Annotated in this window: 9 protein-coding genes, 2 tRNA genes and 2 rRNA genes; 6 read left to right on the top strand and 7 right to left on the bottom strand. The window is 62.1% G+C overall.

Features of this window, described 5'->3' with window-relative positions:
* Positions 1–8 precede the first annotated feature (8 nt).
* The 6 genes from CV_RS01910 to CV_RS01935 all read right to left on the bottom strand — a co-directional run bounded on the left by CV_RS01910 (position 9) and on the right by CV_RS01935 (position 5,980).
* Positions 9–1,427: a methyl-accepting chemotaxis protein gene (locus CV_RS01910; protein WP_011133950.1), complete on the bottom strand. Its 1,419-nt coding sequence runs from the start codon at positions 1,425–1,427 to the stop codon at positions 9–11.
* On the bottom strand, positions 1,424–1,984 hold the full coding sequence (locus tag CV_RS01915) for a PAS domain-containing protein (protein ID WP_011133951.1): 561 nt from the start codon (positions 1,982–1,984) through the stop codon (positions 1,424–1,426). The genes CV_RS01910 and CV_RS01915 overlap by 4 nt, the downstream gene beginning before the upstream one ends.
* A gap of 192 nt (positions 1,985–2,176) precedes the next feature.
* Complete coding sequence (locus CV_RS01920) at positions 2,177–4,030, bottom strand: DUF3857 domain-containing transglutaminase family protein (protein ID WP_011133952.1); 1,854 nt, start codon at positions 4,028–4,030, stop codon at positions 2,177–2,179.
* 183 nt (positions 4,031–4,213) lie between these two features.
* Positions 4,214–4,624, bottom strand: coding sequence for an ExbD/TolR family protein (locus tag CV_RS01925; RefSeq protein ID WP_011133953.1), 411 nt, complete (start codon positions 4,622–4,624; stop codon positions 4,214–4,216).
* A complete protein-coding gene (locus CV_RS01930; RefSeq protein WP_011133954.1) occupies positions 4,611–5,288 on the bottom strand; it encodes a MotA/TolQ/ExbB proton channel family protein in 678 nt (225 codons plus the stop codon). Before CV_RS01930 ends, CV_RS01925 begins: the two co-directional genes overlap by 14 nt.
* A complete protein-coding gene (locus tag CV_RS01935) occupies positions 5,285–5,980 on the bottom strand; it encodes an energy transducer TonB (protein ID WP_043595298.1) in 696 nt (231 codons plus the stop codon). Before CV_RS01935 ends, CV_RS01930 begins: the two co-directional genes overlap by 4 nt.
* A 144-nt stretch (positions 5,981–6,124) precedes the next feature.
* Here CV_RS01935 and hslV point away from each other — a divergent pair, with 144 nt between their 5' ends.
* Positions 6,125–6,676, top strand: coding sequence for an ATP-dependent protease subunit HslV (hslV, locus tag CV_RS01940; RefSeq protein WP_011133956.1), 552 nt, complete (start codon positions 6,125–6,127; stop codon positions 6,674–6,676).
* Positions 6,677–6,720: 44 nt separating this feature from the next.
* Positions 6,721–8,067 (top strand): ATP-dependent protease ATPase subunit HslU, encoded by a 1,347-nt coding sequence (gene hslU, locus CV_RS01945; protein WP_011133957.1) that lies wholly within the window; start codon positions 6,721–6,723, stop codon positions 8,065–8,067.
* 66 nt (positions 8,068–8,133) lie between these two features.
* Here the strand turns inward: hslU and CV_RS01950 are convergent, their stop codons facing one another.
* Positions 8,134–9,450, bottom strand: coding sequence for an MFS transporter (locus tag CV_RS01950; RefSeq protein ID WP_157760174.1), 1,317 nt, complete (start codon positions 9,448–9,450; stop codon positions 8,134–8,136).
* Between the two features lie 506 nt (positions 9,451–9,956).
* On the opposite strand from CV_RS01950, the gene CV_RS01955 reads away from it, so the two are divergent.
* The 4 genes from CV_RS01955 (at position 9,957) to CV_RS01970 (ending at position 15,055) form a co-directional block, all read left to right on the top strand.
* Positions 9,957–11,492: ribosomal RNA gene (locus CV_RS01955) — 16S ribosomal RNA — on the top strand.
* Positions 11,493–11,674: 182 nt separating this feature from the next.
* A tRNA-Ile gene (locus CV_RS01960) sits at positions 11,675–11,751 on the top strand.
* A gap of 86 nt (positions 11,752–11,837) precedes the next feature.
* Positions 11,838–11,913: transfer RNA gene (locus CV_RS01965), tRNA-Ala, on the top strand.
* A 253-nt stretch (positions 11,914–12,166) separates the two neighbouring features.
* A 23S ribosomal RNA gene (locus tag CV_RS01970) occupies positions 12,167–15,055 on the top strand.
* Together the 16S and 23S rRNA genes with 2 tRNA genes alongside form the textbook arrangement of a ribosomal RNA operon.
* Positions 15,056–15,107: the final 52 nt, after the last annotated feature.

The following is a 15,107-nucleotide window of genomic DNA, read 5'->3' on the forward strand; positions in this document are numbered from 1 at the left end:
GCGCAGGCTCAGCGGCCGCCCAGCTCCTCCAGGCCCGATTGCAGCTTCTGGCTGGCCTGTTCCACCGCGCGCATGCTGGCGACGATGGCGGCTTCGTCGAGCTGGCCGTTCTGGCTGGCGGCGCGCAGCGCGGCGTCCACCTGCTGGCGCAGTTGCAGCAGCGGCGGCCGCAGGTTCTGGGCGGCACTGCCGAACAGCGCCGCGCCATCGCCTTCCAGCCAGGCTTCCAGCTCCAGAGCCGGGGGCGCTTCCTGCGCCTCCTCGATCGCGTGGTAGGCGCTCTGCTTGTAGATCACGTGGCCCACTTTCTGCAGCGAGGTCTGCGATTTCTGCTGCACGGCGCTGACCTGCTGCAGCACCAGGTCGGATTGCTCGGCCAGACTGGAGAAGCGCTGGCGGAACGAGTCCACCGACGACTGCACCTCGCCCGCCACGCCGCCGGCGGCGCTGGCCTGGGCCTGCATGTCGCCGATGCGGCTGGATAGCGACTCGAGCACGCCCTGCACTTGGTGGGCGGTGCTCTTGCTGCGTTCGGCCAGTTTTCTCACCTCGTCGGCCACCACGGCGAAGCCGCGGCCGGTTTCGCCGGCGCGCGCCGCCTCGATGGCGGCGTTCAAGGCCAGCAGGTTGGTCTGGTCGGCGATGGCGGAGATGTCGGCCAGAGAAGTCTCGATGCCTTGCCATTCCTGGGCCAGCATCTGGCTGGCGGTGTCCATGCTGCTGACGCTGCCGGCGATGGTGTCCAGGTGGCCGGACAGCTCGTTGGCGCTGTCCAGGCTGACGCGGGCGCCGTCGGCGTTGTCGCGGGTGATGCGGGCCACCTGGTCCATCGCCTGGCTGATGGCGGCGAGGTCGCGCTGGCTGCCGGCCAGGTCCTGGCGCAGATGGGGGTTGTTCAGCGCGGCCAGCTGAGAGGAGAGCCGGTTGCGGCGCACGAAGCCGTCGTTGTCCGCCATCGACTGGATGGCGATGTTGACGCTCTCCAGCGAGCTGGACAGGATGCCGGGCAGGCCCTGGCTCAGCGGCCTGCGGTTGAAGTTGCCCCGGCTGATTTCCTGGAAGCAGGTGTTGATTTCCTTGAAGTAGGTCTCCACCAGATCCAGGAAGTCGTTCAGCTGCCAGGCCACCTGGCCGACTTCGCCCATTGCGCGGGTCTGGGTGCTGCGGTGATGCAGCTCGCCGCTGCAGGCCAGGCCCAGCTGGCGGGTCAAGGTGTTGAGCAGCAGGAAGATGCGGCCGCCCTTTTGCCACAGCCACCAGGTCAGGGCCAGCGTGGACGCCATCAGCAGCACGCTGATCGCATGGTGGGCCAGCGGCGGGAACAGGTAGTCGTCGAGGATCGACAGCAGCACCAGCAGGTTGAAGGCGCCCAGCACCCAGGCCAGGTGGGAGCGCAGGAAGGGGGTGGGTTTGCGCGGCGAACTCATCCGGCGACTCCTTTGGCTTTCAGCACGTCGGCGTTCAGCTCCAGGATGAAGTCCTGGTAGCTGCAGCCTTTTTCTTCCAGCAGCGCCAGCAGCCAGTCGCGCGAAGCGTCGGGCGCGGCGGCCTTGCCGTGGGCGGCCTCGATCTTGCGCATCTCGGCGTAGATGGGCTCGATGGCGGCGATGGCGGCGCGGCTGGGCGGCCGTCGCACCGAGTAATAGCCCTGCAGCTTGCCCTTGAGGTCATAGTCAGGGGTGACGTTGGCCAGCACCCAGTAGTAGTTGCCGTCTATGGTGGCGTTCTTTACCAGCGCGAAGAATTCGTGGCCGGCCTGCAGCGTCTGCCACATCAGGCGATAGGCGCCGCGCGGCATGTCCGGGTGGCGGATCAGCTTGTGGGGCTGGCCCAGCAGCTGGTGTTCGGCGTAGCCGGCGATGCGCATGAACACGCGGTTGGCGTAAGTGATGTGGCCGGTGGGGTCGGTCTTGGTGACGATCAGTTCGTGCGGCGCCAGCTGCACTTCGCGTCCGCCGCCGCGGCCTGTTGCGGTCTGTTCCATGGTTTGCTTCTCTATGACCTTGCTATTTGTAGTATGGCTGCCAATCCGCCATTGTCATGCTATGCGCATCGCGCAGCAAGGCTTGCATGTGGTCGCTATTGAATTTCCCGGCTCCAGTTTAAAGAATCTATAGATGAAACCGGCGTGAAAAAGGACGGCCGGGGCCGTCCTTTGTGCCGATTGCCACCCGGCTCAGAGCTTGACGATCTGCCGCGCCTGGATCGCGCAGGCGCGCGCCTCGGCGTTGAAGCGGATGAATTCGGGGCTGGCGATTTCCTCGCGGCTCAGCCAGCGCACCTTGCGGGTCTGCCGGTACTGGTAGCGGATGCCGTCGGGCGTCTTGCGCTGTTCCAGCGACAGGTCGAACCAGCGCGAGCGCGCCTGGCAGCTGAACGGCGGCTGGATGGCGCGGGCGCCGCGCAGCGTCACCGCGCGCTCGACGGTTTCGGCGTCGCCGAGATAGACGTCGGCCTGGTTGCCGTTGGCCAGGTAGCTGTCGAAGCCGTTCCAGTCGTGCTCCAGGCCGGGATCGTACAGGTAGAGGCCGGAAATCCTCTCCACCGCGCGCAGATCGACGCTGTCTATCCGCGCCGCGTAGCGCGCCGGCTGCAGGAAGCCGGTAGCGGGGCGCTCCACCTTGCAGGCTTTCGGCTGCTTGTTCACGGCCCGGCACAGGCTCTGGTCGGAGCTGGCGGCGCCCTGGTAGCGGTCCTGCATCGCCAGCTGCACCAGCGGCCAGCCGGAGACTTCGCCGCGGATGGCGATGGCGGCGCTGCCGTCGCGGCGCAGCGTTTCCACCCGCTCGCTGCGGCTGGTCAGCGTCGCCGCCTGCATCGGGATCGCCTCTTCGCGCACCTGGCCGTCGGCGCCGATGCGGTAGCTGGCCCGGTCCTGCAGGTCCGGCATGATGCGGCCGGGGACGAAGAAGGGATTGGTCGGGTCCAGCCACTCGGTTTTGCCGTCCACCACGGCGCGGACGATCATGTGGTTGACGGTGCCCAGGCCGGGCAGCAGCGGGCGCGGCGCGTCGTTGCCGCGGAAGACCAGCGTGGGCTCGGCGGCGATGCCGGACGCGCGCAGCATCGCGGCCAGCAGCGTGGCCAGGTCCTTGCAGTCGCCGTAGCCGTGTTGTTCGATCTCGGCCAGCGTGAACGGCACCAGGCCGCGCTCGGCCAGCCGCTGGTCGTTCAGGTAGCGGTAATGGCCGTTGATGTGCTGCATGAAGGCGGCCACCTGCTCGGCGGCGGGCTTGCCGCGCTGCGCCTCCACTTCGGCGGCGGCGGCCGGCGGCAGCGGCGCGGACAGGATCTGGTTGTAGCGTTCGGCATAGACGCCGAAATGGCTTTGCGGCGAGTCGCTGGTGGCGATGCTCAGCCGCGGCCAGCCGCGCAGCGCGCTGTTGTCCCACTCGTTGGTGAAATTCAGGTAGCGGGGCGCCTTCTGCTCGACGACGATGCGCTTGCCGTCGGCGCTGGCGTCGATCTTGAAGTCGTCCATCTTGTCGCCGCGCCACAGCAGCGGCCGGGGGGAGTCGAGCTCGAAGCGGAAGCTGTCGCTGCGGGTGGGTTCGGCGTCGAAGTCCAGCCGGTACAGCAGCTCGCGGCTCAGCGGCGGCGAGGCCATGCGGCGCTTGACGCGGTAGCTGACCACGCTGCCCACCGCCAGCTCGGGGAAGGCGATCCAGGTTTGCTTGTCGCGGCTGACGCCGGCGTAGGGATTGGGCGCGGCGCGGGTTTCCACCTGCGACTTGTCCAGCTTGACCACGCGCCCGTTCGGCTGGCGCACTTCGCCGTCCAGCACTTCCAGGCTGTCGGTGTCGGCGTAGGTGAAATCGATGCGCGACAGCAGGTCCTTGCCGGCCGGCTTCAGGATCGTGAACTGGTTTTCCGTGGTGCAGTCCAGGCCGTTGTCGGCGAGGTGATGGCAGACGGTGCTGGAGCGGCGCGCCAGCGGCGCGTCGGCGGCGGGTTGCAGGACGGCGTGGGCGGCCTGGCCGGCGCAGGCGAGCGCGGCGGCCAGGGCGAGTCGGGGAAAGCGGAGTGACATCGTGATGGAGACCGTTGCTGTCGCCGCGCCGGGCGCGGCGGGATGAATGGATGGCGTGCGGACGATATTGCCATGCTGCGGCGCGGCGGGCCAGGGCAGGCGCGCCGCAGAGACCTGCCGTCCAGGGCTGCGGGATAAGAGCGCCCCGCCTCTGGCATCGGGGCGGGGCGGAGGTCCGGCGCTTTACTGCGCGGCGGTGACGAAGCCTATCTTGCCTACGCCGTTCTGCTGCGCGGCGGCCAGCGCCTTGGCCACGGTTTCGTAGCGCACCGCCTTGTCGGCGGACAAGTGCAGCTCGACGTTGGGATTGGCGGCGGCGGCTGCGGCGAAGCGGGCGGGCAGATCGGTCTCGGCCACCGGCTGGTCATCCCAGAACAGCTTGCCGGCGGCATCCACCACCAGGCGGATCTGCTCGGGCTTGTCCTGGTGCTCGGCGGCCTGGGCGCGCGGCAGGTCCACCTTGACCGCGTTGGTCAGCAGCGGCGTGGTGATGATGAACACCACCAGCAGCACCAGCATCACGTCGACCAGCGGCGTGGTGTTGGGCTCGGCCATCGGCGCGGCCGGCCCCTGGTTGAAGCTACCGAACGCCATGGCCGTCTCCGGACTGGGTCAGCAACTGGGCGTGCAGGTCGTGGGCGAAGTAGTCCAGCTCCTGCGACATCACGCGCTGGGCGCGGGTCAGCGCGTTGTAGGCCAGCACCGCCGGGATGGCGGCGGCCAGGCCGGCGGCGGTGGCCACCAGCGCCTCGCCGATCGGGCCGGCGACCGCGCCTATGCTCATCTGGCCGGCGTGGCCGATGTTCACCAGCGCGTGGTAGATGCCCCACACGGTGCCGAACAGGCCGACGAAGGGCGCGGTGGAGCCGATCGAGGCCAGCACGGTCAGGCCGGACTCCTGGCGCGCCATTTCCTGCGACAGCGCCCTGCGGATGGCGCGGGTCAGGAACTCGTCGACGCCGCAGGCCTGGCCCAGCGCGCGGCCGGCCTGGCCCTGGTATTGCTTCAGCGCGGCGAGGCCGGCGCGCGCCAGATTGGCGAACTGGCCCTGGCTATGCTGCAGGCTGGCTTCGGCCTGGCGCCAGTCGGCCGCGCCCCACAGCGCGTTTTCCGCCTCGCGGTTGGCGCGGCGCAGGGACAAGGTCTGCACGCCGCGGACGATGATCAGGTACCAGGTCAGCACCGACATCAGGATCAGGATCATGAACACCGAAATCAGTACGGCGTCCCCTTGTTGGAATACGGTCAGTACGTTCATGTATTGGCAGACTTGAGTGAGAATTCGATGGGCACGATGAAGGGGTAGGCGATGGCTTCGCCGCCGCGCTTGGCCGGGATGAAGCGCCAGCGCTTGACGGCCGCCAGCGCGGCGCGGTCCAGCCGCGGGAAGCCGCTGCTGCTTTGCACCGACACCTCCTGCGGCAGGCCCTGTGCGCTGACGTGGACGCGCAGGCGCACGGTGCCTTCCTCGCCTTCCTCGCGCGATACCGTCGGATAGGCCGGCGCCGGATTGTTCAGGTAGCCGCCGTGGGCCAGCGGTTCGGTGACCGGCAGATCGCGGCTGTCGGCCTTGCCGCCGGCGCTTTTCGGCGCCTCCGCGGCTGGCGTCGGGGCGGCCGGAGCCGCCGCCGCGCTGATCGCCTTGGCCGGCGCCGGCGCGTCGGCCTGGGTTTTCGCCGGCTGCAGGGCCGGTTTCGACTGGACCGTCGGTTTGCTCGGCGCGGGCTTGGCCTGAGGCTGGGGTTTGACAGGTTCTGGCGCCGGGGCGGCCTTGGGCGCGACGGCGGGCTTTTCGGCCGGCGCCAGCGAAATCATTTCCATCCGCAGCGCCTGGGGCGGGGTGACGGTCTGCGGGCGCGCGGCCATGCCGTTCAGCAGCGCCAATGCCAGCGCGTGCGCGGCCAGCACGCCGCCCAGGGCGGAATATTGCAGGACAGGAGAGGATTTCATGTCGGAAATGATAATACAAACAATTCTCATTTTCCAGTCTGTGGCCGGGCGCCGCGGCGCCGCGCGCTTGCAATCGCCGCGATCGTCTGCATATTGAGGACAAAGGCCGGCACACCGCCGGCCGCCATACACTGGAATACCAATATGCAGCAGTTCGACGGAACCACCATTGTTTCGGTCCGTCGCGGCGAGCGCGTGGCGCTGGGCGGCGACGGGCAAGTGACCCTGGGCAATATCGTGATCAAGGCCACCGCGCGCAAGATACGCAAGCTGCACGGCGGCAAGGTGCTGGCGGGCTTCGCCGGCGGCACCGCCGACGCCTTCACGCTGATCGAGCGCTTCGAGGCCAAGCTGCAGAAGCACCAGGGCAACCTCTTGGTGTCGGCGGTGGAGCTGGCCAAGGACTGGCGCACCGACCGCATGCTGCGCCGGCTGGAGGCGATGCTGATCGTCGCCGACAAGGACCACACGCTGATCATCACCGGCAACGGCGACGTGCTGGAGCCGGAGCAGGGCATCGCCGCCATCGGCTCCGGCGGCGCCTTCGCCCAGTCGGCCGCGCGCGCGCTGTTCGAAAACACCGACCTCGCGCCGGAAGTGGTGGTGAAGAAATCGCTGGAGATCGCCGGCGACATCTGCATCTACACCAACCACAACCACCTGATCGAAACCCTGGGCCCGGACGACGAGGCCTGAACCCGAATGCAAGGCCCGGCCGCAGCGGCCGGGCGGAGATCGTCATGACGCAAATGACCCCGCAGGAAATCGTCCACGAGCTGGACCAGCACATCATCGGCCAGCACAAGGCCAAGCGCGCCGTCGCCATCGCGCTGCGCAACCGCTGGCGCCGCCAGCAGGTGGCCGAGCCGCTGCGTAGCGAAATCACCCCCAAGAACATATTGATGATCGGCCCCACCGGCGTCGGCAAGACCGAGATCGCCCGTCGCCTGGCCAAGCTGTCCGGCGCGCCGTTCATCAAGGTGGAAGCCACCAAGTTCACCGAGGTCGGCTATGTCGGCCGCGATGTCGACACCATCATCCGCGACCTGGTGGACGTGGCGATCAAGGACACGCGCGAAGCGGCGATCAAGCGCAATCGCACCCGCGCCGAGGACGCCGCCGAAGAGCGCATCCTCGACGTGCTGCTGCCGCAGCCGCGCAAGCAGCCGTCAGGCTTCTTCGCCGAGGAGCCGGCGGTGGAGGAAAAGCACGAGGACGGCGCCACCCGGCAGAAATTCCGCAAGATGCTGCGCGAGGGCAAGTTCGACGACAAGGAGATCGAGCTGGAGATCGCCGCGCCGGCCGCCCAGATGAACGTGATGGCGCCGCCGGGCATGGAGGATTTCGCCAGCCAGTTGCAAGGCATGTTCCAGGGCCTGGGCGCCGGCAAGAAGCAGACCGCCAAGATGAAGGTGGCCGACGCCTTCAAGCAGTTGATCGACGAGGAGGCCGCCAAGCTGGTCAACGAGGAAGAGCTGAAGGCCGAGGCGTTGAAGAATGTCGAGCAGAACGGCATCGTGTTCATCGACGAGATCGACAAGGTCACCAGCCGCGGTGAAGGCCACAGCGGCGCCGACGTGTCGCGCGCCGGCGTGCAGCGCGACCTGCTGCCGCTGGTGGAGGGCACCACGGTGTCCACCAAATACGGCATGGTGAAGACCGACCACATCCTGTTCATCGCCTCCGGCGCCTTCCAGCTGTCCAAGCCGTCCGACCTGATTCCGGAGCTGCAGGGCCGCCTGCCGATCCGCGTCGAGCTGTCGTCGCTGTCGGTCGATGACTTCAAGGCCATCCTCACCAGCACCAACGCCTGCCTGACGCGCCAGTACCAGGCGCTGTTGGCCACCGAGGGCGTGGAACTGGCGTTCGAGGACTCCGGCATCCAGCGTTTGGCCGAGATCGCCTGGCAGGTGAACGAGAAAACCGAGAATATCGGCGCTCGCCGCCTGTACACGGTGATGGAGAAACTGCTGGAGGAAGTGGCCTTCGACGCCAAGTCCGGCGCGTGCAGGATCGACGGCGCTTACGTCGACGGCAAGCTGGGCGAAGTGGCCGAGCGCGAGGACCTGGCGCGCTACGTGCTCTAAGCCAGTCCCGCCCTACTCTATATATATGTATGCGGAAACGGCGGCCATTTCGGTCGCCGTTTTGTTTTATATAGGCTGCTTCAGCTTGCCGCCCGCCGGCGCGATGGGTTCGAAGGCTTCGGGATGTTGGCGCAGATACCAGTCCTTGACTTCCTCGTGGCTCAGATTGAGGAAGCGGTTGACTCCGGGCAGCAATAGCATCGGCGGCACGGTCAGCAGGTGGAACACGGCGAAGAACAGGTAGACGCCGTCCAGCGACCAGCTGGCCAGCAGGATGCCGGCCAGCGCCGGACCCAGCATGCCGCCAAGCTTGGCCACCAGCACATTGATCGCCGACACCCGCGCGCGGTAAGCCTCCGGCACCGCCAGCGTGCGGTGGGTCTGGCCGACCAGCATGGTGATGGACAGCAACACGCCTTCGATGCCGAACATGGCCAGCATCAGGTAGGGATGGTCGGTCAGCGCCACCACCAGAAAGACGGCGGCGAGCGCCCACATGGCGAAGGCGCGGGCGCGGGGCCGGCTACAGTACTGCAGCAGGCGGTGGGTCAGCCACAGCGAGCCGACCAGCAAGCCGCCGCTGGCGGCAGCTTCGCAGGCGCCCAGCCAGATCGCCGGCAGGCCCAGCTGATGCAGCTTGATCGGCAGCAGCGTGATTACCATGGGGAAATAGGCGGTCATCACCAGCAGTCCCCATAATGCCCAGCTCCGCTCCAGCGGGATGCGCCAGCGCACGCGCAGGCCGCTGCGCACCTGGTCGACGAAGCTTTCCTCGCGCAGGCTGGCCAGGTCGCGCGGCGGCATCCGGATGCGCAGCGCGCCGGCCGCCGCGACGGCCAGCAGGATGGCGTAAGCGCCCAGGGCGAGCCAGGCCGGCATGAAGGCCATCAGGCTGCCGCCCACCACCGGGCCAACCAGGTTGCCCACCGACTGCGAGCTCTTTTGCAGCGACAGCGCGTCGGTCAGCCGCGCCGCCGGCACCAGCTCGGCGGCGATGCTCATCATCGAGGGAAACACGATGGCCCAGGCGAACATCGCCATCGATTCGCTGGCGACCACCCAGGCCAAGCTATAGAACCGGAACCAGGCCATCGCGGCCAATGCCAGGCCGGACAGCATCGCCAGCAGGATGCCGCCGGCGATCACCCGGTTTTTGGGAAAGCGGTCGCCCAGCGGCGCGGTCAGCGGCAACGCGATCAGCATCACCAGCGCGGTCAAGGTGCTGAACCAGGCCATGTCGCGCGCGCCGCCCATCGACACCACCCACCAGCTGATGCTGACGTAGCCGGCGCCCATCGCCAGGCCGCTCAGCGCGTCGCTCAACATCAGCAGATGAAAGCCGGAAGGCAAGCCTCGCGTTCTTTGCCTAAGGGAAATGTTCATGGCGCGCATCCTGATGATGTAGGCATTTCATCCTAACATGAAATGACAATGTCACGCCAAGCTATGAGGGAAGTTCTGTTCTTTCGAGCATTTGACGAAAAATTCAGCTGGTTTTGCCTAGTTTTGCAAAAAATCCACGAGGTCGAAGCATGCTAAAAGCCCTGTCTCAGCAAGAGATGTGCGCTTTTCTTAAAAAAGCGTAAATTAAAAATCTTTGCAAAACAAGATCTTGGCGGGTTCGTCTTGAAAATCTCCGCATTTTCTCAAAAAACCTGTTGACCGAGGGTGGGGGCGCAGGTATAGTTCGTCTCCTCAGCTGACGCAGCGAACGAAACAGCGGAAACGAAACGGTTCCGCAGCGACGACGCAGCGGCCAGCACTGCTCTTTAACAGAACGAATAACCGATAGGTGTAAGTGCTTGGCGAAAGCCGAATACTTGCACTGCAAGAGATAGGAAATACCAGTTATTTCTTTGAACTTGCGTGCCAGAAATTGCTAAGAGATTGAACTGAAGAGTTTGATCCTGGCTCAGATTGAACGCTGGCGGCATGCTTTACACATGCAAGTCGAACGGTAACAGGGTGCTTGCACCGCTGACGAGTGGCGAACGGGTGAGTAATGCGTCGGAATGTACCGTGTAATGGGGGATAGCTCGGCGAAAGCCGGATTAATACCGCATACGCCCTGAGGGGGAAAGCGGGGGATCGAAAGACCTCGCGTTATACGAGCAGCCGACGTCTGATTAGCTAGTTGGTGAGGTAAGAGCTCACCAAGGCGACGATCAGTAGCGGGTCTGAGAGGATGATCCGCCACACTGGGACTGAGACACGGCCCAGACTCCTACGGGAGGCAGCAGTGGGGAATTTTGGACAATGGGGGCAACCCTGATCCAGCCATGCCGCGTGTCTGAAGAAGGCCTTCGGGTTGTAAAGGACTTTTGTCAGGGAGGAAATCCCGCTGGTTAATACCCGGCGGGGATGACAGTACCTGAAGAATAAGCACCGGCTAACTACGTGCCAGCAGCCGCGGTAATACGTAGGGTGCGAGCGTTAATCGGAATTACTGGGCGTAAAGCGTGCGCAGGCGGTTGTGCAAGTCTGATGTGAAAGCCCCGGGCTTAACCTGGGAACGGCATTGGAGACTGCACAGCTAGAGTGCGTCAGAGGGGGGTAGAATTCCACGTGTAGCAGTGAAATGCGTAGAGATGTGGAGGAATACCGATGGCGAAGGCAGCCCCCTGGGATGACACTGACGCTCATGCACGAAAGCGTGGGGAGCAAACAGGATTAGATACCCTGGTAGTCCACGCCCTAAACGATGTCAACTAGCTGTTGGGGGTTTGAATCCTTGGTAGCGTAGCTAACGCGTGAAGTTGACCGCCTGGGGAGTACGGCCGCAAGGTTAAAACTCAAAGGAATTGACGGGGACCCGCACAAGCGGTGGATGATGTGGATTAATTCGATGCAACGCGAAAAACCTTACCTGCTCTTGACATGTACGGAACTTGCCAGAGATGGCTTGGTGCCCGAAAGGGAGCCGTAACACAGGTGCTGCATGGCTGTCGTCAGCTCGTGTCGTGAGATGTTGGGTTAAGTCCCGCAACGAGCGCAACCCTTGTCATTAGTTGCCATCATTCAGTTGGGCACTCTAATGAGACTGCCGGTGACAAACCGGAGGAAGGTGGGGATGACGTCAAGTCCTCATGGCCCTTATGAGCAGGGCTTCACACGTCATACAATGGTCGGTACAGAGGGTTGCCAAGCCGCGAGGTGGAGCTAATCTCAGAAAACCGATCGTAGTCCGGATCGCACTCTGCAACTCGAGTGCGTGAAGTCGGAATCGCTAGTAATCGCAGATCAGCATGCTGCGGTGAATACGTTCCCGGGTCTTGTACACACCGCCCGTCACACCATGGGAGTGAGTTTCACCAGAAGTGGGTAGGCTAACCGCAAGGAGGCCGCTTACCACGGTGGGATTCATGACTGGGGTGAAGTCGTAACAAGGTAGCCGTAGGGGAACCTGCGGCTGGATCACCTCCTTTCTAGAGACTGGCGATTGCCAAGTACTTACAGCCTATCGGTTATTCAAGTTAAGGGCATTTTCGATGAAAATCTGCGCAGCTCTGCGTTGAAAGCCTCCTCGTGTACTCGATGTACACGTCGTCAGCTTTCGCCTGGATCTGCTTGATTTTGATCGAAAAGGATGTGGTATCAAACGACTACTGGGTTTGTAGCTCAGCTGGTTAGAGCACTGTGTTGATAACGCAGGGGTCGTAGGTTCGAGTCCTACCAGACCCACCAGTATTTTTTGGGTCAGGCAAGGCGCGAAGAAGCGAAGTGTGCTCATGCACATGAGCGACTGAGCAACGCAGCATCACCCAAAAAGAGGGGGATTAGCTCAGTTGGGAGAGCACCTGCTTTGCAAGCAGGGGGTCGTCGGTTCGATCCCGTCATCCTCCACCATACGCCGCAAACAAAATCGAATTGAGAAGTTTGATTTTGTTTGCGTTGTAAAACGCCCGATCTTTAACAAACTGAAGAAGCCGAATATATAAGACGGCGAGATGAAAGCGTAGAGTTAACTCTTTACGCGGACAAATCGTCATCTTGGGTATTTGATTGTATCTAAGGCTGCGTCGCCATATCAAAAGGGGCGGTGCAGTCGTCGCACAAACACGCTCCGTCGTTTTGGTGATTTAGGTTACTGAAATGATAGGGTCAAGCGACTAAGTGCATCTGGTGGATGCCTTGGCGATCACAGGCGATGAAGGACGTGTAAGCCTGCGAAAAGCGCGGGGGAGCTGGCAATAGAGCTTTGATCCCGCGATGTCCGAATGGGGAAACCCCTCCGCAAGGAGATCCCTGACTGAATACATAGGTCAGTGGAGGCGAACCGAGTGAACTGAAACATCTAAGTAACTCGAGGAACAGAAATCAACCGAGATTCCGTAAGTAGTGGCGAGCGAACGCGGAACAGCCTGTACGTGTTATGGATTGTGTTAGTGGAAGGTTATGGAAAGGACCGCCATAGTGGGTGATAGCCCCGTACACGAAAACACATTCCAAGGACTAGGCGTACGAGAAGTAGGGCGGGACACGCGAAATCCTGTCTGAAGATGGGGGGACCATCCTCCAAGGCTAAATACTCGTGATCGACCGATAGTGAACCAGTACCGTGAGGGAAAGGCGAAAAGAACCCCGGGAGGGGAGTGAAATAGAACCTGAAACCGGATGCATACAAACAGTGGGAGCGGACTTGTTCCGTGACTGCGTACCTTTTGTATAATGGGTCAGCGACTTACGTTCAGTAGCAAGCTTAACCGAATAGGGGAGGCGTAGGGAAACCGAGTCCGAATAGGGCGTCTTAGTTGCTGGGCGTAGACCCGAAACCGAGTGATCTATCCATGGCCAGGATGAAGGTGCGGTAACACGCACTGGAGGTCCGAACCCACTAGTGTTGCAAAACTAGGGGATGAGCTGTGGATAGGGGTGAAAGGCTAAACAAACTCGGAGATAGCTGGTTCTCCCCGAAAACTATTTAGGTAGTGCCTCATGTATCACTTCCGGGGGTAAAGCACTGTTATGGCTAGGGGGTCATTGCGATTTACCAAACCATGGCAAACTCTGAATACCGGAAAGTGCGAGCATGGGAGACAGACGGTGGGTGCTAACGTCCATCGTCAAGAGGGAAACAACCCAGACCGCCAGCTAAGGTCCCAAATGATCAGTTAAGTGGTAAACGAAGTGGGAAGGCCTAGACAGCCAGGATGTTGGCTTAGAAGCAGCCATCATTTAAAGAAAGCGTAATAGCTCACTGGTCGAGTCGTCCTGCGCGGAAGATGTAACGGGGCTCAAACTGATAACCGAAGCTGCGGATGGGCACGTAAGTGTCCGTGGTAGGGGAGCGTTCTGTAGGTCTGTGAAGGTGTCTCGTAAGGGATGCTGGAGATATCAGAAGTGCGAATGCTGACATGAGTAGCGATAAAGCGGGTGAAAAGCCCGCTCGCCGAAAGCCCAAGGTTTCCTACGCAACGTTCATCGGCGTAGGGTGAGTCGGCCCCTAAGGCGAGGCTGAAAAGCGTAGTCGATGGGAAACGGGTTAAAATTCCCGTACTTTTGTGTAGTGCGATGTGGGGACGGAGAAGGTTAGGTCATCAGACTGTTGGAATAGTCTGTTTAAGCCGGTAGGCGTGAGGGGTAGGCAAATCCGCCCTTCTTTAACGCCGAGACGTGATGACGAGGGTCTACGGACCTGAAGTGACTGATACCACGCTTCCAGGAAAAGCCACTAAGCTTCAGCTACACAAGAACCGTACCGCAAACCGACACAGGTGGGCAGGATGAGAATTCTAAGGCGCTTGAGAGAACTCAGGAGAAGGAACTCGGCAAATTGATACCGTAACTTCGGGAGAAGGTATGCCTCTTAGAGTGTAGGACTTCGCGTTCGAAGCTTTGAGAGGTCGCAGAGAATCGGTGGCTGCGACTGTTTAACAAAAACACAGCACTGTGCCAACACGAAAGTGGACGTATACGGTGTGACGCCTGCCCGGTGCCGGAAGGTTAAGTGATGGGGTGCAAGCTCTTGATCGAAGCCCCGGTAAACGGCGGCCGTAACTATAACGGTCCTAAGGTAGCGAAATTCCTTGTCGGGTAAGTTCCGACCCGCACGAATGGCGTAACGATGGCCACACTGTCTCCTCCTGAGACTCAGCGAAGTTGAAGTGTTTGTGAAGATGCAATCTCCCCGCTGCTAGACGGAAAGACCCCGTGAACCTTTACTGTAGCTTTGCATTGGACTTTGAACAGACTTGTGTAGGATAGGTGGGAGGCTTTGAAGCCAGGACGCTAGTTCTGGTGGAGCCGTCCTTGAAATACCACCCTGGTGTGTTTGAGGTTCTAACCTTGGTCCGTGATCCGGATTGGGGACAGTGCATGGTAGGCAGTTTGACTGGGGCGGTCTCCTCCCAAAGTGTAACGGAGGAGTTCGAAGGTTACCTAGGTACGGTCGGAAATCGTGCTGATAGTGCAATGGCAAAAGGTAGCTTAACTGCGAGACCGACAAGTCGAGCAGGTGCGAAAGCAGGACATAGTGATCCGGTGGTTCTGAATGGAAGGGCCATCGCTCAACGGATAAAAGGTACTCCGGGGATAACAGGCTGATACCGCCCAAGAGTTCACATCGACGGCGGTGTTTGGCACCTCGATGTCGGCTCATCACATCCTGGGGCTGTAGCCGGTCCCAAGGGTATGGCTGTTCGCCATTTAAAGTGGTACGTGAGCTGGGTTCAAAACGTCGTGAGACAGTTTGGTCCCTATCTGCAGTGGGCGTTGGAAGTTTGACGGGGGCTGCTCCTAGTACGAGAGGACCGGAGTGGACGCACCTCTGGTGTACCGGTTGTGACGCCAGTCGCATTGCCGGGTAGCTAAGTGCGGAAGAGATAACCGCTGAAAGCATCTAAGCGGGAAACTTGCCTGAAGATGAGACTTCCCTGGAGGCTTGACCTCCCTGAAGAGTCGTTCGAGACCAGGACGTTGATAGGTCGGGTGTGGAAGCGCTGTGAGGCGTGAAGCTAACCGATACTAATTGCTCGTGAGGCTTGATCCTATCATTTGAGTGGCTTGGAGAATCCAAGGCGCGAAGATAGCGTGTGTGTGCG

Source organism: Chromobacterium violaceum ATCC 12472 (assembly GCF_000007705.1).
Taxonomy (GTDB): Bacteria; Pseudomonadota; Gammaproteobacteria; order Burkholderiales; family Chromobacteriaceae; genus Chromobacterium; species Chromobacterium violaceum.